Origin of the sequence: Gordonia jinghuaiqii, from assembly GCF_014041935.1 — a bacterium.
Lineage (GTDB): Bacteria > Actinomycetota > Actinomycetes > Mycobacteriales > Mycobacteriaceae > Gordonia > Gordonia jinghuaiqii.
The window spans coordinates 2,529,708-2,549,699 of the sequence record NZ_CP059491.1; the positions used below are offsets into that span (position 1 = coordinate 2,529,708).

Genomic DNA, 19,992 nt, shown 5'->3' on the forward strand with positions numbered 1-19,992 from the left:
GTCGCGCCCGCCCTCGGGCCGACCATCAGCACCTCAGGAGATGTGAAGTGACCGTCCCGCCCACCGGTTCGGTTCTGCTCGGCGCCGTTCGCCCGTACGGCGAGGGCGAGCCCGTCGACGTCCTCGTCGTCGACGGCGTCATCACCGAGATCGGTACCGGACTCACCGCGCCCCGGGGCGCCGAGAGGATCGACGGCAACGGCGGGGTCCTGCTGCCCGGCTTCGTCGACCTGCACACCCACCTGCGCGAACCCGGACGAGAGGACACCGAGACCATCCGGTCCGGTTCGACGGCCGCGGCGCTCGGCGGGTACACCGCGGTGTTCGCGATGGCCAACACCAGGCCCGTCGCCGACAACTCGACCGTCACCGACAACGTGTGGCGTTCCGGCCGTGAGGTCGGGCTCGTCGATGTGTACCCGGTCGGCGCGGTCACCGTGGGTCTCGGCGGCAAGCAGCTCGCCGAGATGGGCATGATGGCCGGCGGCGCGGCCGGGGTCCGCATGTTCAGCGACGACGGCAAATGCGTCGACGACCCGCTCCTCATGCGACGTGCGCTGGAGTACGCGACCGGCCTCGGCGTCCTCATCGCGCAGCACGCCGAGGAGCCGCGTCTGACCGTCGGCGCGGTCGCCAACGAAGGGCCCTGGGCCTCGCGGCTGGGCCTCGCCGGGTGGCCGCGCGCCGCCGAGGAGTCGATCGTCATCCGCGACGCACTCCTCGCCCGGGACGCCGGCGCCCGTGTCCACATCTGCCACGCCTCCACCGAGGGCACCGTGGAATTGCTGCGCTGGGCCAAGGAGCAGGGGATCGCGATCACCGCCGAGGTGACCCCGCATCATCTGCTGCTCGACGACTCGCTTCTGCAGACCTACGACCCGATCAACAAGGTCAATCCGCCGCTGCGCGAGGTCCGCGACAACGAGGCGCTGCGTCGCGCGCTGGCCGACGGGATCATCGATTGCGTGGCCACCGACCACGCGCCGCACGCCGCGCAGGAGAAGTGCTGCGAGTTCGCACAGGCGAAGCCGGGAATGCTCGGGCTGCAGACGGCGTTGCCCATCGTGGTCGAGACACTGGTCAAGCCCGGGCTACTCGACTGGCGCGGCGTCGCACGCGTGATGAGTGAACGTCCCGCCGAGATCGTCGAGCTGACCGATCAGGGCCGGCCGATCGAGGTGGGCGAACCCGCCAACCTCACCGTCGTCGACCCCGACGCGTCCTGGGTGGTGCGCGGCGCGGAACTGGCGAGCCTGTCGGACAACACCCCGTTCGAGGCGATGACCATGCCGGCCACCGTCACGACCACCGTGTTGCGGGGAATCGTGACCGCGCACGACGGGCAGGTGACCCGATGAACATCCGGTCGCGGCGCGGCGTTCTCCCGATCGTCCTGGTGGTGCTGGTGGTCGCCTCGGTGATCGCGACGCTGCTCGGGTACGGGAAGTTCGTCTTCAACGCGTGGTTCATCGGTGTCTTCGCGCTCCTCGCGATCGGCCTGATCACCGTGTTCTACCTGCTGGTGACCGGAAACAAGAAGAAGACAGCGGCGCAGTCCGAGCTCATCGGGCAACTGCCGGCCACACCTGCGAATCCGGGTGCGGCCGTGCGCGGTCCGGACACCGGGCTCTACCTCGGCAGTACCATCGCGCCGAGTTGGCAGACCCGGGTGACCGTCGGCGACATCGGCGACCGCGCGTCGTCGGTGCTGACCGAGTTCGAGACCGGCGTGCTCATCGCCCGCCAAGGTGCCGGCGACATCTGGATCCCGCGGGATTCGATCACCGCGGTCCGCACCGAACGCGGAATCGCGGGCAAGGTGATGTCGGCCGACGGCGTCCTCGTGATCCGATGGGTGCTGCCCAGCGGTACCGAAATCGACACCGGGATGCGCGCCGACGACAAATCGATCTATCCCGGCTGGGTGAACGCCTTCGCCGGGAAGCATGACAGTGGACATGGGCCACAGGAACAAGGGGCACAAGAATGAACACAGCGGTCTTGGTGCTGGAGAACGGCCAGGTGTTCACCGGCCGGAGCTTCGGCGCAGTCGGCGAGACCCTCGGTGAAGCGGTGTTCTGCACCGCGATGACCGGCTATCAGGAAACCCTCACCGACCCGAGTTACCACCGGCAGATCGTCGTGGCCACCGCGCCGCAGATCGGCAACACCGGCTGGAACACCGAGGACGGCGAGAGCACCGGCAGCGCGGGGAGTACGGGTGTCGACGGCGACTCGGGCAAGATCTGGGTTGCCGGCTATGCGGTCCGCAATCCCACCCGCCGGGTCTCCAACTGGCGCGCGACGACCACCCTCGAGGACGAACTCGCGAAGCAGGAGATCGTCGGCATCGGCGGGATCGACACCCGCACCGTCGTGCGCATCCTCCGTGACCACGGGTCGATGAAGGCGGGGATCTTCTCCGGTGCGGCACTCGCCGACACCGAGGAACTGCTCGCCCGCGTGCGCAATCAGCCGGACATGAAGGGTGCCCGCCTCGCGGACGAGGTCACCACCACCGACGGCTACGTCGTCGAACCTCTCGACCAGCACCGGTTCACGGTGGCGGCCATCGATCTCGGGATCAAGACGAACACCCCCCGCATGTTCGCCGAACGCGGGGTGCGGACCCACGTGCTGCCCGCGACGGTCGCCCTCGAGGCGATCGCCGACCTCAAGCCCGACGGGGTGTTCCTGTCCAACGGTCCCGGCGATCCGGCAACCGCCGACGACATCGTCGAGCTGACCCGCGGGGTACTCGGCCAGGACCTCCCGCTGTTCGGCATCTGCTTCGGCAACCAGATCCTCGGCCGCGCGCTGGGACGTTCGACCTACAAGATGAAGTTCGGGCACCGGGGGATCAACATCCCGGTCGTCGACCATGCCACCGGCAAGGTCTCGATCACCTCGCAGAATCACGGCTTCGCGCTCGAGGGAGAGCAGGGGGAGGAGTTCGGCTCCGACTTCGGCCGCGCCCGCGTCAGCCACGTCTGCGCCAACGACGGCAGTGTGGAGGGCGTCGAGCTGCTCTCCGGCCGCGCCTTCTCCGTGCAGTACCACCCGGAGGCGGCCGCGGGACCCCACGACGCCGCGTATCTGTTCGACAAATTCGTCACCCTGCTCGAGGGTGACCGTGCGTCCCGCAAGACCACTCATCAAGGAGCGAAGGCCTGATGCCGCGCCGCGAAGACATCAACCACGTCCTGGTCATCGGCTCGGGGCCGATCGTGATCGGCCAGGCCTGTGAATTCGACTACTCGGGTACCCAGGCGTGCCGGGTCCTCAAGGACGAGGGCCTGCGCGTCAGCCTGGTGAACTCCAACCCGGCCACGATCATGACCGACCCGGAGTTCGCCGACGCCACCTACATCGAGCCGATCACGGCCGAGTACGTGGAGAAGGTCATCGAGGCCGAACGCGACGCCGGTCACCCGATCGACGCGGTGCTGGCGACCCTAGGCGGCCAGACCGCGTTGAACACCGCTGTCGCACTGCATGATCGCGGCTCGCTGGAGAAGTACGACATCGAGCTGATCGGTGCCGACTTCGACGCCATCCAGCGCGGCGAGGACCGCCAGATGTTCAAGGACATCGTCGCCAAGGTGGGCGGCGAGAGCGCCCGGTCGCGCGTGTGTCACACCATGGACGAGGTCCGCGACACCGTCACCGAACTCGGTTTCCCCGTCGTCGTGCGGCCGTCGTTCACCATGGGCGGGCTCGGTTCCGGGATGGCCTACAACGATGAGGACCTCGACCGTATCGCCGGCGGAGGTCTCGCCGCGTCGCCGACGGCCAACGTCCTCATCGAGGAGTCGATCCTCGGCTGGAAGGAGTACGAGCTCGAGCTGATGCGCGACAACCGCGACAACGTGGTGGTCGTCTGTTCCATCGAGAACCTCGACCCGGTCGGCGTGCACACCGGCGACTCGGTGACCGTCGCCCCGGCGATGACCCTCACCGACCGCGAGTACCAGATCATGCGCGACCTCTCCATCGACATCCTGCGCGAGGTGGGCGTCGACACCGGCGGCTGCAACATCCAGTTCGCCCAGGATCCCCGCGACGGCCGCCTCGTGGTCATCGAGATGAACCCCCGTGTCTCGCGGTCCTCGGCACTGGCGTCGAAGGCGACCGGCTTCCCGATCGCCAAGATCGCGGCGAAGCTGGCCATCGGTTACAGCCTCGACGAGATCGTCAACGACATCACCAAGGAGACCCCCGCCTGCTTCGAGCCCACGCTCGACTACGTGGTGGTCAAGGCCCCGCGGTTCGCGTTCGAGAAGTTCCCGGGCGCCGACGACACACTCACCACCACCATGAAGTCGGTGGGTGAGGCGATGAGTCTCGGGCGCAGCTTCGCCGAGGCGCTCGGCAAGGTCATGCGGTCGCTGGAGACCAAGGCCGGCGGTTTCTGGGCCGAGCCGAATCGGCCCGACCCCTCGACCGTCGATCTGCCCGCCCTGCTCGAGGACGTCAAGACCCCGCGCGACGGGCGTCTGTACAAGCTGATGCTGGCCTTCGAGGCCGGCGCCACGATCGAGGATCTCTACGAGGCCACCGCCATCGACCCGTGGTTCCTGGCCGAGATCGGCGGGATCGCCGCGCTCGGTGCGGAGATCCGAGACGCCGACACCCTCGACGAGGCACTGCTGCGAGAGGCCAAGTCGACCGGTTTCTCCGACCGGCAGATCGCCGCGCTGCGTTCCGATCTCGCCGACGAGGCGGCCGCGCGTGCGCATCGTCTGCAGCTCGGTGTGCGTCCGGTCTACAAGACGGTCGACACCTGTGCGGCCGAGTTCGAGGCGAAGACGCCGTACCACTACTCGAGCTATGAGCTCGATCCCGCCGCGACCAGCGAGATCGCGCCGCAGACCGACCGTCCCAAGGTGCTGATCCTGGGGTCTGGACCCAACCGCATCGGCCAGGGCATCGAATTCGACTACTCGTGTGTGCACGCGGCACTCACGTTGTCCGAGGCCGGATACGAGACCGTGATGGTCAACTGCAACCCGGAGACCGTGTCGACCGACTACGACACCGCCGATCGCCTGTACTTCGAGCCGCTGACCTTCGAAGACGTGCTCGAGGTCTACCACGCGGAATCGCAGTCGGGCACCGTCGCCGGTGTCATCGTTCAGCTCGGCGGTCAGACCCCGCTCGGTCTCGCGCGCAGGCTCGAGGAGGCGGGTGTGCCGATCGTCGGTACCAGTCCGGCCGCCATCGACCTCGCCGAGGACCGTGGCGAGTTCGGCAAGGTGCTCACCGAGGCCGGCCTGCCTGCTCCTGCCTTCGGCACCGCGACCAGCTTCGACGAGGCCCGCGACACCGCCGCACGCATCGGTTACCCGGTTCTGGTGCGGCCGTCGTACGTCCTGGGTGGGCGTGGCATGGAGATCGTCTACGACGAGAAGTCGTTGCAGGACTACATCTCCCGTGCGACGGAGTTGACCCCGGACCATCCGGTGCTCGTCGACCGGTTCCTCGAGGACGCGGTGGAGATCGATGTCGACGCCCTGTGTGACGGCGACGAGGTGTACATCGGCGGCGTCATGGAGCACATCGAGGAGGCCGGCATCCACTCCGGCGACTCGGCGTGCGCGCTTCCGCCGGTCACCCTGGGACGCGCGGATCTCGCGATGGTGCGGGCCTCGACGGAGGCGCTGGCCAAGGGCATCGGCGTCAAGGGGCTGCTGAACGTCCAGTACGCGCTGAAGGACGACGTCCTCTATGTGCTCGAGGCCAATCCGCGCGCGAGTCGTACGGTGCCGTTCGTGTCCAAGGCGACCGCGGTGCCGCTGGCCAAGGCGTGTGCGCGCGTCATGCTCGGCACGTCGATCGCCGAGCTGCGGGCCCAAGGCATCCTGCCCGCCGTCGGTGACGGTGGCGAAGCGCCGGCGACTGCGCCCATCTCGGTGAAGGAAGCGGTCCTGCCGTTCAACCGGTTCCGGCGCCATGACGGCAGCGGCGTCGACTCGTTGCTCAGCCCGGAGATGAAGTCCACCGGTGAGGTCATGGGCATCGACGCCGACTTCGGCCGCGCCTTCGCCAAGTCGCAGACCGCCGCCTACGGCTCGCTGCCGACGACGGGTGCGATCTTCGTGTCGGTGGCCAACAAGGACAAGCGGGCACTGATCTTCCCGGTGAAACACCTCGCGGATCTCGGCTTCGACATCCTGGCCACCGAGGGCACCGCGGATGTGCTGCGCCGCAACGGGATCAACTGCGAGACCGTGCGCAAGCACTTCGAGGCGGCGCCGGGGCAACGCACGATCGTGGACATGATCCGCGCCGGCGAGGTCGCGATGGTCATCAACACCCCCTTCGGCAACTCGGGTCCGCGAGTGGACGGTTACGAGATCCGCAGCGCGGCGGTGTCGGTGAACATCCCGTGCATCACCACGGTGCAGGGTGCCAGTGCTGCCGTGCAGGGCATCGAGGCGGCGATGGCCGGCGACATCAGTGTGCGTTCCCTGCAGAACCGGCACGCGGACATGGCCGGTCACTCGTGACGGAGGCGCCCGGTTTCGCCGCCCGGTACCGACCGGTGGTGGCCGAGCGCGGACGCCTCTGTGCCGGGATCGACCCACACGTGGGTCTGCTCGAGGACTGGGGCCTGCCGGTCACCGCCGACGGGCTGGCGCGGTTCGGCGACATCTGCGTGGAGGCGCTGGGCCCGGTGGCGGCGGTGATCAAGCCGCAGGTCGCCTTCTTCGAGCCGTTCGGCGCCGCGGGCTTCGCGGTGCTCGAACGGGTCATCGCGGGGTGCCGGGAGGCCGGCGCGCTGGTGATCGCCGACGCCAAACGCGGCGACATCGGCTCGACCATGTCGGCCTACGCCCGGGCGTGGTTGTCGGATTCGTCACCCCTGTGCGCGGACGCCGTCACCGCGTCTCCGTACCTCGGATACGAGTCGTTGCGGCCCGCGCTGGACCTGGCGGGGGAGACCGGCCGGTCGGTGTTCGTTCTCGCCCGGACGTCGAACCCGGAGGGCGGGGACGTGCAGCTCGCGCGGCTGGCCGGCCCGGCGTCGCCGGAGCGCACGGTGGCGCAGGGGATCGTCGACGCCGCGTCGGCGTCGAATTCCGACGGCCGGGGCGGTGTCGGGCTCGTCGTCGGCGCGACGCGCGAGCACGGCCTGGATCTCACGGGCCTGCGAGGACCGATCCTGGCACCCGGCCTGGGTGCCCAGGGTGCGACCGCCGCGGACCTGCCGATCGTCTTCGACGGTGCCGATCCCGCGTGGGTGCTTCCCGCCAGTTCACGTGGTGTGCTGCGCGCCGGTCCCGACCCGATCGCCCTTCGGGACGCGTTCACGCGTGCCCGGGACGAGGTCGAGTCCGCCCTGGGCTGAGCGCTGTCGTCGAGGCACCGGATACGGTCGCGACACGCGCGAGACGGCGCCGAATCCGAAAGAGATTCGCCGGGTATCACTCTCGTCACACCCGTATCAGCGAGTGAACTCACGGATCACTGGTAGTTCGCATTGCTATCGAACTCGCCGACCGTGTTTGGCGCCATGACCTGCGGGTATCGTCGAAAACGCGTAGTCAGGACGGTGAGCAGAATGGGAAATTTCCGATGCGCTCTCTCGAACCGCTCAGGAGCCCTACAACATGAGAAAACCCGGCGAAAACGGGGGGTCGCGCTCGCAAATGCCTGCTCACGTGGGTACGGTCGCATTCGCCGCCAACATTTGATGGCGTCGGACGGGTACCCACCCGAACGATCCGCCGACGATGGCGACCCAGCAGCGGTCGCACGGCACCAGCGCCTCGGACGCCCTCGGGCGGACGATGCAGTCCCAATCAAGAACGAAAGACGGAGGAACCCGTGGCCCTTCCCCAGTTGACTGACGAGCAGCGCGCCGCTGCGTTGGAGAAGGCAGCTGCCGCTCGTCGTGTCCGCGCGGAGCTCAAGGAGCGCCTGAAGCGTGGTGGCACCGATCTCCAGCAGGTGCTCAAGGATGCCGAGAACGACGAGATCCTGGGCAAGATGAAGGTCTCGGCGCTGCTCGAGGCCCTTCCCAAGGTCGGCAAGGTCAAGGCTCAGGAGATCATGACCGAGCTGGAGATCGCCCCGACGCGCCGCCTGCGCGGTCTCGGCGACCGTCAGCGCAAGGCCCTGCTCGAGAAGTTCAGCTCCTGAGCGTGGGCAACCCAACCGAATACGGCAGCGTGACGCGCTCACGGGCCCGGCGGTGAACAACCAGCCGGACCATGCGGACGCCGCACGCACGAGGGGTCGACTGATCGTCTTGGTCGGCCCCTCGGCCGTCGGTAAGTCCACCGTGGTCGCCAAGGTGTGCGCCGCGTTGCCGGAGGTGTATTTCAGCGTCTCGGCGACCACCCGCGCCCCGCGACCCGGCGAGGTCGACGGCCGCGACTACCACTTCGTCTCCGCCGACGACTTCGACAAGATGATCGCCGGCGACGAGCTCCTGGAGTGGGCGGAGATCCACGGCGGCCTGCAACGTTCGGGCACACCGCTGCAGCCTGTCCTCGCCGCGCTGGAGGCCGGGAAGCCGGTCCTGGTGGAGGTCGACCTGGTGGGCGCACGCAATGTCGTGGCGCGGCTGCCGGAGGCGATCACCGTCTTCCTCGCGCCGCCGAGCTGGGACGAACTCGTCTCCCGACTGACCGGCCGCGGCACCGAGACACCCGAGGTGATCGAGCGTCGCCTGGCGACCGCCCGCACCGAGATGGCCGCCCGCGGAGAGTTCGACCACGTCATCGTGAACAGCGAAGTCGACCAGGCCGCCGATGAGTTGGTATCCTTGCTGGTCGGACCCGAACAGCCCACCGCGCCCGCGAACTGACCGGCCCTGACACCACCGCACCATCCGCCTATCGTCCCTGGACAACGCTCCACACGGTCGGCACCCGAGACCTCGACGCAGGAGTTTGTGTGAGCACCCCGACCAATTTCGACATCACCGACATCGCCGACGCACCGGCCTACGACACGCCGCTGGGTATCACCAATCCGCCGATCGACGACCTGCTCGATCGCGCTTCGTCGAAGTACGCACTGGTCATCTACGCCGCCAAGCGCGCACGCCAGATCAACGACTACTACAACCAGCTCGGTGACGGCATCCTCGAGTACGTCGGCCCGCTGGTGGAGCCGGGTCTGCAGGAGAAGCCGCTGTCGATCGCGATGCGCGAGATCCACTCCGATCTGCTCGAGCACACCGAGGGCGAATAGTCTCGGGCATCGGCAGTCTGTGAACCGTTGATGACCACACCGACCGGAACACGCCGTCGCGTCCTCATCGGCGTGGGCGGCGGAATCGCTGCTTACAAGGTGTGCTCGGTGATCCGTCACTTCACCGAGTCGGGCCACGACGTCCGCGTCGTGCCCACCCCCGCGGCCCTGGAGTTCGTCGGCAAGGCGACCTTCGAGGCGTTGAGCGGTAACCCGGTGTCCACCACGGTCTTCGACGACGTCGACGAGGTCGCCCACGTGCGCCTCGGGCAGGGTGCGGACCTCGTGGTGATCGCACCCGCCACCGCCGACCTCATGGCCCGCGCGGCGCAGGGGCGTGCCGACGACCTGCTCACCGCGTCGTTGCTCACCGTGCGCTGTCCGGTGTTGTTCGTGCCCGCGATGCACACCGAGATGTGGGAGCACCCGGCGACGCAGGCCAATGTCGCGACCCTGCGATCGCACGGCTCGGTGGTGATGACCCCGGCGTCGGGTCGTCTCACCGGCACCGACTCCGGTCGCGGGCGGCTGCCCGACCCGCAGGAGATCGCACTCGTCGGTGAGCTGCTCCTCGCCCGGTCCGACGCGCTGCCCTACGACCTCGCGGGCGTCCGTGTGCTGATCAGCGCCGGCGGTACCCGCGAGCCGCTCGACCCGGTTCGCTACCTCGGCAACCACAGCTCCGGTAAACAAGGCTTCGCACTGGCCCGCGCTGCGGCGCAACGCGGGGCGAGTGTCACCGTCGTCGCGGGTTCGACCGCCGACCCCGGTGATCCCGCCGGCGTGCAGATCGTGCGGATCTCGACGGCCGAGCAGCTGGCCGAGGAGATGACCAAACGCGCTGCCGACGCCGATGTGGTGATCATGGCCGCCGCGGTCGCCGACTTCCGCCCCGTCTCCGTCGCGGAGGCGAAGATCAAGAAGGGCGACGAGGGGCCCGCACCCATCGAGCTCACCACCAATCCCGACATTCTCCGCGGGCTGGTGACCGCACGCGCGGACGGCCGCATCCCCGCCGAGACCGTGATCGTCGGGTTCGCCGCCGAGACCGGCGACGAGACCGGGGGCGTGCTCGACCACGGCCGCGCCAAGCTGGCCCGTAAGGGCTGTGATCTGCTCGTGGTCAACGCGGTCGGCGAGGGCAAGGCGTTCGGGACCGAGGACAACACCGGATGGCTGCTCTCTGCGACAGGCGACGAGACCGCACTGCCGTTCGGGTCGAAAACACTCATGTCGAGTCGGATACTTGACGAAGTGAGACAACTGGTGCCTGATGGTCGGGGAGCCTGACCGAACCATTAGGTTGAATGCACTCCCGCGGCCAGATCAGACCTGGCCCCACCTGCCAGCGGCGCGGCGAACCACCGCGCGTGAAGATCTCGAGAGGATCTGATGACCACCTCGTCACGCCTGTTCACGAGCGAATCCGTCACCGAGGGACACCCCGACAAGATCTGTGACGCGATCAGCGACTCGATCCTCGACGCCATCCTGACCCAGGACCCCAAGGCGCGCGTGGCAGTGGAGACCCTGGTGACCACCGGCCAGGTGCATGTCGCGGGTGAGGTCACCACCACCGCCTACGCCGACATCCCCGACATCGTCCGCAAGAAGGTCCTCGAGATCGGCTACGACTCGTCGACCAAGGGCTTCGACGGCGCGTCGTGCGGTGTCAATGTCGCCATCGGGGCGCAGTCCCCGGACATCGCCGGTGGCGTCTTCAACTCGCACGAGAGCCGCAGCGGAATCTCCGAGGACGAGATCGACAGCCAGGGTGCCGGCGACCAGGGCCTGATGTTCGGCTACGCCACCGACGAGACCCCCGAGCTCATGCCGGTGCCGATCGCCCTCGCGCATCGCTTGTCCCGCAAGCTCACCGAGGTCCGCAAGAACGGCACGCTGCCGTACCTGCGTCCCGACGGCAAGACCCAGGTCACCATCGAGTACGACGGTGACACCCCGGTCCGGCTCGACACCGTCGTGCTCTCCACCCAGCATGCCGCCGACATCGATCTCGACAACCTCCTCGCACCCGACATCAAGAAGCAGGTGGTCGAGGCGGTGCTCGCCGAGATCGATCTGCCGTCGCTGGACACCAGCGATTACCGCCTGCTGGTCAACCCGACGGGCAAGTTCGTGCTGGGCGGTCCGATGGGTGACGCCGGTCTGACCGGTCGCAAGATCATCGTCGACACCTACGGCGGCATGGCGCGTCATGGTGGCGGTGCCTTCTCGGGCAAGGATCCCTCGAAGGTCGACCGCAGCGCCGCCTACGCGATGCGGTGGGTCGCGAAGAACGCGGTTGCCGCTGGTCTGGCCAGCCGTATCGAGGTGCAGGTGGCCTACGCCATCGGCAAGGCGGCGCCGGTCGGTCTGTTCGTGGAGACCTTCGGTACCGAGAAGGTCGATCCCGCGGTCATCGAGCGCGTGATCAAGGAGAACTTCGATCTGCGTCCGCTCGCGATCATCCGCGACCTGGACCTGCTCCGCCCGATCTACGCCCCGACCGCCGCGTACGGCCACTTCGGCCGTACCGACGTCGATCTGCCGTGGGAGCGGACCGACCGCGCAGACAAGCTGCGGGCGGCCGCGGGTCTCTGACCCCGAAGGGGGCACGGGTCCCGGCAGCCGAGCTGTCGGTGGCCCGTGTTCTGCCGATTCTGGGTCTCACCCATCTCGACCGCCCGTTCGACTACCTCATCGACGTCGATCAGGACGCGGCGGCGATTCCCGGTGTGCGGGTCCGGGTGCGTTTCGCCGGGCGGCTCGTCGACGGTTATCTCCTCGAGCGCATCGAGAAGAGTGATCACCCGGGCAAACTCGGCTGGCTCGAGCGGGTGGTGTCCGCCGAACCGGTCCTCACCCCGGAACTGGCCGCATTGTGCCGGGCAGTGGCGGATCGCTATGCCGGCACCATGGGTGACGTTGTGCGCCTTGCCATCCCGCCTCGCCACGCACGCACGGAGAAGGAGACGACGCCGGAGCCGACCGCCGTCGTCGAACGTCCCGATCCGGCCGGGTGGCAGCGGTATCCGCTCGCGGCGGCGTTCCTCGAGAGCCTGACCGACGGGCATCCGAGGGCGGCGTGGCAGGCACTTCCGGGCGAGGACTGGCCGCACCGGCTCGCCGAGCTGGCGGCCACGACGCTGGCGGCGGGGCGCGGGTGCATCATCGTCGTCCCCGACCAACGAGACCTCGACCGGGTGCAAGCCGCATGTGAACCACTCATCGGGGACCGTGGTGTGGCGCTGTCGGCCGGGCTCGGCCCCACCGCCCGCTACCGCCGGTGGCTGGCGGTGCGTCGCGGTGCCGCCCAACTCGTGATCGGTACGCGCAGTGCGGTGTTCGCGCCCGTCGCGGACCTCGGACTCGTCGTTGTCTGGGACGACGGCGACGACAGCATGTCCGATCCGCGCGCGCCGTATCCCCACCCGCGTGAGGTGGCGGTGTTGCGGTCGCATCAGGAGCGTTGCGGGCTCATCCTCGGCGGCTTCGCCCGCACCGCGGAGGCTCAGGCGCTGGTGGCGTCGGGCTGGGCGCATGACCTCGTGGCCGACCGCACGACCGTGCGGCAGCACAGCCCACGCGTGCAGGCGATCTCCGATGACGACCGCCAGATCTCCCGCGATCCGATGGCCCGGTCGGCCCGCATCCCCGAAGTCGCGTTCGACGCGGCGCGCACCGCTCTCAAGGCCGACCGGCCGGTCGTGTTCAGCGTTCCCCGGCGCGGCTATGTCCCGTCGATGGCGTGCACGCGGTGCCGCGAACATGCGCGCTGCCGGGCATGTCACGGTCCGTTGCAGCTCGACGGCGACGGCCGGATCAGCTGTCGCTGGTGTGGGAGAGCCGAGCGGTCCTTCCGTTGTCCCGAATGCGGCAACACCTCGTTCCGGGCGACCGTGACGGGTGCCCGGCGGACCGCGGAGGAGCTCGGCCGGGCGTTCGCCGGGGTGCCGGTGGTGACCAGCGGCGGTGACACCGTTCTCGACGAGATCGAGCCGGGCGCACGCCTTGTGGTGTCGACGCCCGGCGCCGAACCGTTGGCACCGGGTGGGTACGGCGCCGCGATCGTCGTCGACACCTGGGCCCAGCTCGACCGTGCCGATCTTCGGGCCGAGGAGCACGCCGTGCGGCGGTGGATGGCTCTGGCCGGCATGGTCGCTCCGCACGGGGACGGTGGCCGTGTGGTGATCGTCGCCGACTCGTCGCTGGCCCCCGTACAGGCACTGATCCGTTGGGACCCGGTCGGTTTCGCATCCCTGCAGTTGGCCCAGCGGGTGGAACTCGGGTTCCCGCCTGCGGTGACGATGGCCTCGGTCGACGGCCCGACGCGGGTCATCACCGAGTTCGTCGAGAATCTCGAACTGCCCGAGGGCACTGACGTTCTGGGACCGGTGCCGCTGCCGCAGGGGGTGCGTCCGCCCGCGGGCAGCGCCGAGTGGGAGGCCGCGGCCCCAGACGAGGTGGACCGGGACGAGATGGACCGAATCCTGGTGCGGCTGCCGCGCAAGCACGGACGGCTTCTCGCCCGGGCGCTCGTCGCCGGACAGGCCCGCCGCAACACCCATCGCGAGACCGGGCCGATCAGGGTGCAGATAGACCCGCCTACGATCGGATGAATGCGCATCGTTTTCGCCGGGACCCCAGAGGTCGCCGTGCCGTCGCTACAGGCTCTACTCGACTCGCCGTCGCATGAGGTGGTCGGTGTCATCACCCGGCCCGACGCGGTGTCGGGACGCGGACGCAAGGTGATGCGGTCACCGGTCGGTGTGCTGGCCGATGAACACGGACTCGAGGTGATCACCCCGCGCCGGTTGTCCGATCCGGAGGTGGACGAGGTTCTCCGGCGCTGGGCGCCCGACTGCGGTGCGGTGGTCGCCTACGGCGGTCTCGTGCCGCCGGGCCTCCTGGAGTTGCCGACGCACGGATGGGTCAACCTCCACTTCTCGGTGTTGCCGGCATGGCGCGGCGCGGCACCGGTCCAGGCGGCCATCGCGGCCGGCGACGAGGTGACCGGGGCCAGCACGTTCCGTCTGGAGAAAGGGCTCGACACCGGGCCGGTGTACGGGGTCCTCACCGAGACCATCCGGCCGACGGACACCAGCGGTGACCTGCTCGGGCGTCTTGCCGACGCCGGGGCGGGGTTGCTGCTGTCCACCCTCGACGCGCTGGAGGAGGGCAGCCTCGTCCCCGAGCCGCAGCCCGGAACCGGGATCAGCCACGCCCCCAAGGTCGAGGTCGACGACGCACGCGTCCGGTGGGACCTGCCCGCGCACATCATCGACCGCCTCATCCGCGCCTACACGCCGGCTCCCGGTCCCTGGACGAGTCTGGACGGCGCCCGCATCAAGGTGGGGCCGGTCACGCAGCTGCGGTCGACCGAGGACCCCGCACTGCCCGATGCGGTGCGCGACGGATCGCTCGCCCCGGGCACCCTCGCGGTCACGAAGAAGACCGTCTTCGTCGGAACCGGTTCGACACCGGTGAAACTCGGGACGGTACAACCTCCGGGCAAGAAACCTATGCCCGCGGCCGACTGGGCTCGCGGTGCGCGCCTGACCGATGGGACGGTCCTCCGATGAGCGCCGATCGACGAGACAACAGCAGACGAGACAACAGCAATCGAGACAGCGGTCACAGCCGTGACCGCACCAAGCGGGACGGCAACAAACGGGACGGCAACAAGCGGGACGAGACCGCCAAGTTCCGGCAGAAGGACCTCGATCCGGCGCGGGTGGCCGCCCGCGACACGCTGCGCGCCGTGCGTGAACGTGACGCGTATGCCAACCTCGTTCTGCCGAAGATGCTGCGTGACAGGAAAATCGAGGGTCGCGATGCGGCCTTCGCCACGGAGCTCACCTATGGGACCGCTCGTGCGCAGGGGTTGCTCGACGCGGTGATCGAGGCCGCAGCCAACCGGCCCGTCGCCGACATCGACGGCACCGTCCTCGATGTGCTGCGGCTGGGCACCTACCAGCTGCTGCGCACCCGGGTCGGTGCGCACGCCGCGGTGTCGACGTCGGTGGATCTGGTGCGTTCCGAGAACGGTATGGGCCCATCGGGTTTCGCGAACGCGGTGCTGCGCAAGGTGTCGCAGAAGACCGAGGACATCTGGGTCGACGAGCTCGCGCCGTCGCCCGCCGAGGACCTGGTCGGTTATCTCGCGTTCCAGTACGCGCACCCGCGCTGGATCGCCGAGGTGTTCGCCGAGGCGCTCGGGAATGCCGGGGGTCAGCTCCAGGCCGCCCTGGCCGCCGACGACGAACGGCCACCTGTGCACCTCGTCGCCCGCCCGGGGTTCATCACCGCCGAGGAGCTCGCGCTGACGAGCGGGGGAGAGGTCGGCGAGTTCTCGCCCTACTGCGTCTATCTGCCCGGAGGCGATCCCGCTGACGTCGCGGCGATCCGCGAGGGATACGCCGGCGTCCAGGACGAGGGCAGCCAGCTGGTCGCGCGGGCAGTGACGGTCGCCGAGATAGCCGACGACGCCGGCCGCTGGCTCGACATGTGCGCCGGACCCGGCGGCAAGGCCGCCCTCATCGGTGCGCTCGCCGAGATCGACGGCGCCCGGCTCGATGCCATCGAGGTGTCTAAGCACCGTGCTGAGCTGATCCGCAAGGTGGTCTCCGACCTGCCGGTCACGATCCACGTCGCCGATGCCCGGGCGAGTGACCTCGAACCGGGCTACGACCGCGTCCTGCTCGACGCTCCCTGCTCGGGTCTGGGCTCGCTGCGGCGCAGGCCCGAATCCCGGTGGCGCCGAACGCCGGCCGATGTCGACGAGCTCGTGGTGCTGCAGAAGGAACTGCTCACCGAGGCGCTGCGCCTGGTCAAACCCTGTGGCGTCGTGGTCTATTCGACGTGTTCGCCGCACCCGGCGGAGACCACCGCGGTCGTGGCCGATGTGGTGGCGTCGGTCGACGGCGTGCGCCAGCTCGACGCCCGACCGTATGTGACCGTCGGCAAACTCGGCCCGGAACTGCTCGGGGAGGGGCCGCATGTGCAGCTCTGGCCCCATATCCACGGCACCGACGCGATGTTCCTGGCGGCGTTGACGAAAGAGTGATCCCCAGCGGCCGCGGTGGCCGACGATCCACCGGTCAGCCCATGACCGCGGAGACACCTTCGTAGTCGGCCACGACCGCACCACCTGTGGGCTCGTACTCCAGAAGCAGTAGCCCGCAAGGTGTCGAGGCGTGGCGTGCGAGTCGAAACCCGAGACCGCTTGTGTTACGGCCGAGCAACTGTCGCCCATTGCCGAGCGCGGTCGGTGCGACGACCAGCCTCAGTGCGTCGACAATTCCCGCCTCCAACAGTGACGCGGCGAGAGTGCTACTGCCATGCACCTGGACTTCCCGGCCGGGTTTCGAGCGCAGCGCCGCCACGGCAGCGACCGCGTCCCCGCCGAGAAGCGTTGCCGGTCCCCAGGGGAGTTCGGTGAGTGTGCTGCTCACGACGTACTTGGGCAGTCCGTTCATCCGTTCCGTGAACGGATCGTCCGGGTCGGTGATCTGCGGCCAGTCGCGTGCGAACGCCTCGTAGGTACGGCGGCCGAGGAGCAGTCCGTCGGCGAGGTCGAGCCACTCCGATGCCTGTCGGACGAAGGTCTCGTCCATGTGCGGAACCAGCCAGCCTCCGTCCGTGAATCCGTCGGTGGTGTCCTCGTCGGCGGAACCCGGCCCCTGGGTCACGCCGTCGAGCGTGATGAACTCGGTGATCGTGATCCTCATCCCAGCACCGCCTTCTCCACCAGATCGGCGAGTGCTGCGGTCACCGAACCCCATCCGTCGTAGAACCCGAGTTGGTCGTGCTGCTCTCGGTCGGCGGGATTCCCGTGCCGCACAACGACGTTGTACTCGGTTCCGTCGCTGTGCTCGGTGAGGGTGATCTCCGCGGTCATGGCAACCGGCGCGGGCGCCGCGGGGCGCCACGAACTGTCGATCGCGTTGGTGAAGACCAACCGTTCGTTGGTCTCGACGACCAGGAACACCGCATCCATGTGCGGGACGAACGTCGTTCCGTCGTCGCTCATCCGGGTCACCAGTGCTCCGCCGGGTTTCGGTTCGAGGCGGTCCACCTGGGTGATGGTGGGCGCGGGTGTCCACCATCGCGCGAACTGCTCGGGGCGGGTCCATGCTTCCCAGATCCGTTCTCGCGGTGCGCGGATCACGCGGTGCAGGGTCAGGTCGAGTTCGGGGTCGATCATCATGACTCCTCGGGTCGGGTGACGAAATCGTCGAGTCGGTCGGTGCGTTCGGTCCATGTGGTTCGCTGGTGCTCGAGCCATGTCGACAGACGTCTGAGGCGGCGCCTGTCGAGCGTGCACATTCGTGTTCGGCCGGTCTTCTTCGTCATGACCAGGCCGCTGTTCTCCAGTACGCGCAGGTGTTTCATGAACGTCGGGAGAGTGATGGGGAAGGGGTCGGCGAGTTCGCCCACACTCGCGGGCCCGCGCCCCAGGCGTTCGACGACTGCGCGTCGGGTCGGGTCCGACAGGGCGCCGAATATGTCGTCGAGGATCACCGATTGCTGTGCCATGTAGCTAAGTGTTGCATGCGCGATCACTTTGCTCAATGGATCAGTGAAAACTGTTATCCACAGGCGTGAGAAAATCAGGCAGAAGTGCGCATATTGCCGTACTATCGAATGTATGTACGAGACCGCGGATATAGATTCATCTTCGCCCCGGATGCCCGTTCTGCGTTCACTGGTGTCTGTCCTTGCCGAGGTGCCGACCGGGTCGGTTGAAGCCGCGTCGGTGGAGCGGCTGACCTTGCTCGAGGAGATCAAGGCGGCGTGCACTGCGGCTCAGGTGCGCGAGACGGCAAAGCTCGACGAGCTGCGTGCGGCAGACGAGGCCGGGCGCAACATCCCAAAGGGACGACGTGGGCGTGGTCTGGCGGCCGAGGTGGGTCTGGCGCGAAAGGTGTCTCCTCAGAAGGGCAGTCAGTACCTGGGTTTCTCGCGGGCACTGGCGCACGAGATGCCGCATACGATGTCGGCGCTCACGGATGGCGTTCTGACCGAGTGGCGGGCCACGATTCTCGTCCGCGAAACCGCCTACCTGACACGCGAATCCCGTGAGGAGATCGACCGCCGGATCTGCTCCGACCGCCAGGTGCTGCTCGGTGCCTCCGATCGGGAGATCGAAGCGCTGGCCAAACGCCACGCGTACGAACTCGAACCGGCTGCCGTCGTGCAACGAAAATCGAAGGCGGAGAAAGATCGTCGGGTCGGCATTCGGCCTGCGCCGGATCTGATGACCCAACTGTCGGCGACCTTGCCGCTGGCCCAGGGGATCTCGGTCTATGCGTCCCTCAAGAAGTACGCCGACTCGGTCCTCGGATCCGACGACAGAACCCACGCACAGATCATGGCCGACACTCTCACCGAACGCGTCACGGGCCGTTCCGCTGCGGAACCGACCCCGGTCGCGGTGAATGTCGTTCTGTCCGAACGGGCTCTGCTCGACATCGACCAGTCAGCCGCGGACGTCATGGGTTACGGACCCATCCCGGCAGCGGTGGCTCGTGAACTGGTCGCCTCTTCGGTCACGTCGGCCGGCGAGACCGGCTCGACGCTGCGTCGTCTCTACGCCCGACCGGCCGACGGGGCACTTGTGGCGATGGAATCGAGATCCCGGACGTTCCCGCCCTCGCTCGCGCACTTCATCCGACTCCGCGATCAGCGATGCCGAACGCCGTACTGCGGTGCGCCCATCGCCGAGATAGACCACGCCCGACCTCATCGCCACGACGGACCGACCAGCGAGGCCAACGCCGATGGTGCATGCGTCGCCCACAACCGGGCCAAGGAAGCCGGCGGGTGGAAGTACGAGGTCCGGATAGTCGGCGACAACCGGGTCATCGAGGTGATCACCCCGACGGGCGCCCGGCATCGGAGTGCCGCACCACCGGCCATCGGGCACCGAGAACCGACGAACAGCGTGATCGAAACGCGGTTGCTGCAGCTGCTTGCCGCGGCATGACACGATCGGGCCACGTACGTCGGTCGGCCGGCGGACTCTGAGACACCCGAGCGGCTTCGTCCGACCGCGGTAGCGAGCCCTACACTTGTCCACCATGTGCACCGCCGGTACCGCGCCCATGATCGCCCCGTCCATCTTGTCCGCGGACTTCGCGAATCTCGCCGCCGAGGCCGCCGCCGTCGCGACGCCGGGACCCACGCGCGCGGACTGGCTCCACGTCGACGTCATGGACGCGCACTTCGTGCCGAATCTGACCCTGGGTCTGCCGATCGTCGAGAGCCTGCTGAAGGCCACCGACATCCCGCTCGACTGCCATCTGATGATCGAGAACCCCGAGCGCTGGGCGCCGCCGTACGCCGAGGCCGGCGCACACAACGTGACCTTCCACGCCGAGGCGACCGACAACCCCATCGGCGTCGCCCGCGACATCCGCGCCGCAGGTGCCAAAGCGGGACTGTCGATCAAGCCGGGTACGCCCCTCGAGCCCTACCTCGAGATCCTCCGCGACTTCGACACCTTGCTCGTCATGAGCGTCGAACCCGGCTTCGGCGGCCAGAAGTTCATCCCCGACGTGCTCGAGAAGGCCCGCGCCATCCGCAAGTTCATCGACGCCGAGGAACTGAAACTCCTCGTCGAGATCGACGGCGGCATCAACGCCGACACCATCGAGGAGGCCGCCGAAGCCGGGATCGACTGCTTCGTCGCCGGCTCGGCCGTCTACGGTGCCGACGACCCCGGCCAGGCGATCGCGGCACTTCGCGAATCCGCCGCAGCCGCCCGGGCGCACAGCAACCACTGAT

18 protein-coding genes are annotated in these 19,992 nt (G+C 68.4%); 15 read left to right on the forward strand and 3 right to left on the reverse strand.

Annotated features, from left to right (window positions below; translation table 11 throughout):
• The first annotated feature begins 47 nt into the window (after positions 1 to 47).
• From H1R19_RS11280 to H1R19_RS11340, 13 genes are all read left to right on the forward strand, one after another.
• Positions 48 to 1,358 carry a dihydroorotase gene (locus tag H1R19_RS11280; protein ID WP_219851454.1) on the forward strand — a complete coding sequence of 437 codons (1,311 nt, stop codon included), beginning with the start codon at positions 48 to 50 and terminating at the stop codon, positions 1,356 to 1,358.
• Positions 1,355 to 1,990: a PH-like domain-containing protein gene (locus H1R19_RS11285; protein ID WP_188329219.1), complete on the forward strand. Its 636-nt coding sequence runs from the start codon at positions 1,355 to 1,357 to the stop codon at positions 1,988 to 1,990. Before H1R19_RS11280 ends, H1R19_RS11285 begins: the two co-directional genes overlap by 4 nt.
• On the forward strand, positions 1,987 to 3,174 hold the full coding sequence (gene carA, locus H1R19_RS11290; protein WP_219851455.1) for a glutamine-hydrolyzing carbamoyl-phosphate synthase small subunit: 1,188 nt from the start codon (positions 1,987 to 1,989) through the stop codon (positions 3,172 to 3,174). The genes H1R19_RS11285 and carA overlap by 4 nt, the downstream gene beginning before the upstream one ends.
• The gene (gene carB / locus H1R19_RS11295) at positions 3,174 to 6,509 is read left to right on the forward strand and encodes a carbamoyl-phosphate synthase large subunit (RefSeq protein ID WP_188329221.1); all 3,336 of its coding nucleotides are present in this window, start codon (positions 3,174 to 3,176) and stop codon (positions 6,507 to 6,509) included. Before carA ends, carB begins: the two co-directional genes overlap by 1 nt.
• A complete protein-coding gene (gene pyrF / locus H1R19_RS11300) occupies positions 6,506 to 7,351 on the forward strand; it encodes an orotidine-5'-phosphate decarboxylase (protein WP_219851456.1) in 846 nt (281 codons plus the stop codon). The genes carB and pyrF overlap by 4 nt, the downstream gene beginning before the upstream one ends.
• 479 nt (positions 7,352 to 7,830) lie before the next feature.
• Positions 7,831 to 8,145: an integration host factor, actinobacterial type gene (mihF, locus tag H1R19_RS11305; protein ID WP_004021989.1), complete on the forward strand. Its 315-nt coding sequence runs from the start codon at positions 7,831 to 7,833 to the stop codon at positions 8,143 to 8,145.
• Positions 8,146 to 8,197: 52 nt separating this feature from the next.
• The gene (gene gmk, locus H1R19_RS11310) at positions 8,198 to 8,815 is read left to right on the forward strand and encodes a guanylate kinase (protein WP_188329223.1); all 618 of its coding nucleotides are present in this window, start codon (positions 8,198 to 8,200) and stop codon (positions 8,813 to 8,815) included.
• Between the two features lie 89 nt (positions 8,816 to 8,904).
• Positions 8,905 to 9,204, forward strand: a complete 300-nt coding sequence (gene rpoZ, locus H1R19_RS11315; protein ID WP_086535422.1) for a DNA-directed RNA polymerase subunit omega — start codon at positions 8,905 to 8,907, stop codon at positions 9,202 to 9,204.
• Positions 9,205 to 9,234: 30 nt separating this feature from the next.
• Positions 9,235 to 10,494 (forward strand): bifunctional phosphopantothenoylcysteine decarboxylase/phosphopantothenate--cysteine ligase CoaBC, encoded by a 1,260-nt coding sequence (coaBC, locus tag H1R19_RS11320; protein WP_188329224.1) that lies wholly within the window; start codon positions 9,235 to 9,237, stop codon positions 10,492 to 10,494.
• A 102-nt stretch (positions 10,495 to 10,596) separates the two neighbouring features.
• Complete coding sequence (gene metK / locus H1R19_RS11325) at positions 10,597 to 11,805, forward strand: methionine adenosyltransferase (protein WP_219851457.1); 1,209 nt, start codon at positions 10,597 to 10,599, stop codon at positions 11,803 to 11,805.
• Complete coding sequence (locus H1R19_RS11330; protein ID WP_483401429.1) at positions 11,754 to 13,823, forward strand: primosomal protein N'; 2,070 nt, start codon at positions 11,754 to 11,756, stop codon at positions 13,821 to 13,823. The genes metK and H1R19_RS11330 overlap by 52 nt, the downstream gene beginning before the upstream one ends.
• Complete coding sequence (gene fmt, locus H1R19_RS11335; RefSeq protein ID WP_188329227.1) at positions 13,824 to 14,786, forward strand: methionyl-tRNA formyltransferase; 963 nt, start codon at positions 13,824 to 13,826, stop codon at positions 14,784 to 14,786. It abuts the gene before it with no gap.
• Entirely contained in the window at positions 14,783 to 16,270 is a 1,488-nt protein-coding gene (locus H1R19_RS11340; RefSeq protein WP_244970946.1) for an RsmB/NOP family class I SAM-dependent RNA methyltransferase, read from the forward strand. Before fmt ends, H1R19_RS11340 begins: the two co-directional genes overlap by 4 nt.
• A 34-nt stretch (positions 16,271 to 16,304) precedes the next feature.
• Here the strand turns inward: H1R19_RS11340 and H1R19_RS11345 are convergent, their stop codons facing one another.
• Genes H1R19_RS11345 through H1R19_RS11355 form a run of 3 tightly spaced genes read right to left on the reverse strand, consistent with a single transcriptional unit; the run spans position 16,305 to position 17,742 of the window.
• The gene (locus H1R19_RS11345) at positions 16,305 to 16,934 is read right to left on the reverse strand and encodes a dihydrofolate reductase family protein (RefSeq protein WP_219851459.1); all 630 of its coding nucleotides are present in this window, start codon (positions 16,932 to 16,934) and stop codon (positions 16,305 to 16,307) included.
• The gene (locus H1R19_RS11350) at positions 16,931 to 17,410 is read right to left on the reverse strand and encodes an SRPBCC domain-containing protein (protein WP_219851460.1); all 480 of its coding nucleotides are present in this window, start codon (positions 17,408 to 17,410) and stop codon (positions 16,931 to 16,933) included. The genes H1R19_RS11345 and H1R19_RS11350 overlap by 4 nt, the downstream gene beginning before the upstream one ends.
• Positions 17,410 to 17,742 (reverse strand): ArsR/SmtB family transcription factor, encoded by a 333-nt coding sequence (locus tag H1R19_RS11355; protein ID WP_188329229.1) that lies wholly within the window; start codon positions 17,740 to 17,742, stop codon positions 17,410 to 17,412. The genes H1R19_RS11350 and H1R19_RS11355 overlap by 1 nt, the downstream gene beginning before the upstream one ends.
• Before the next feature lie 151 nt (positions 17,743 to 17,893).
• Here H1R19_RS11355 and H1R19_RS11360 point away from each other — a divergent pair, with 151 nt between their 5' ends.
• Both H1R19_RS11360 and rpe read left to right on the forward strand, forming a co-directional pair.
• The gene (locus H1R19_RS11360; RefSeq protein WP_219851603.1) at positions 17,894 to 19,192 is read left to right on the forward strand and encodes a 13E12 repeat family protein; all 1,299 of its coding nucleotides are present in this window, start codon (positions 17,894 to 17,896) and stop codon (positions 19,190 to 19,192) included.
• A gap of 94 nt (positions 19,193 to 19,286) precedes the next feature.
• Positions 19,287 to 19,991, forward strand: a complete 705-nt coding sequence (gene rpe, locus H1R19_RS11365) for a ribulose-phosphate 3-epimerase (protein WP_219851461.1) — start codon at positions 19,287 to 19,289, stop codon at positions 19,989 to 19,991.
• Position 19,992 lies beyond the last annotated feature (1 nt).

Excerpts from the sequence above, each read along its gene's own strand:
- H1R19_RS11285 (WP_188329219.1), top strand. The coding sequence starts at position 1,355 with ATGAACATCCGGTCGCGGCGCGGCGTTCTCCCGATCGTCCTGGTGGTG.
- carA (WP_219851455.1), top strand. The coding sequence starts at position 1,987 with ATGAACACAGCGGTCTTGGTGCTGGAGAACGGCCAGGTGTTCACCGGC.
- carB (WP_188329221.1), top strand. The coding sequence starts at position 3,174 with ATGCCGCGCCGCGAAGACATCAACCACGTCCTGGTCATCGGCTCGGGG.
- coaBC (WP_188329224.1), top strand. The coding sequence starts at position 9,235 with ATGACCACACCGACCGGAACACGCCGTCGCGTCCTCATCGGCGTGGGC.
- metK (WP_219851457.1), top strand. The coding sequence starts at position 10,597 with ATGACCACCTCGTCACGCCTGTTCACGAGCGAATCCGTCACCGAGGGA.
- fmt (WP_188329227.1), top strand. The coding sequence starts at position 13,824 with ATGCGCATCGTTTTCGCCGGGACCCCAGAGGTCGCCGTGCCGTCGCTA.
- H1R19_RS11340 (WP_244970946.1), top strand. The coding sequence starts at position 14,783 with ATGAGCGCCGATCGACGAGACAACAGCAGACGAGACAACAGCAATCGA.
- H1R19_RS11345 (WP_219851459.1), bottom strand. The coding sequence starts at position 16,934 with ATGAGGATCACGATCACCGAGTTCATCACGCTCGACGGCGTGACCCAG.
- H1R19_RS11350 (WP_219851460.1), bottom strand. The coding sequence starts at position 17,410 with ATGATCGACCCCGAACTCGACCTGACCCTGCACCGCGTGATCCGCGCA.
- H1R19_RS11355 (WP_188329229.1), bottom strand. The coding sequence starts at position 17,742 with ATGGCACAGCAATCGGTGATCCTCGACGACATATTCGGCGCCCTGTCG.
- H1R19_RS11360 (WP_219851603.1), top strand. The coding sequence starts at position 17,894 with ATGCCCGTTCTGCGTTCACTGGTGTCTGTCCTTGCCGAGGTGCCGACC.
- rpe (WP_219851461.1), top strand. The coding sequence starts at position 19,287 with ATGTGCACCGCCGGTACCGCGCCCATGATCGCCCCGTCCATCTTGTCC.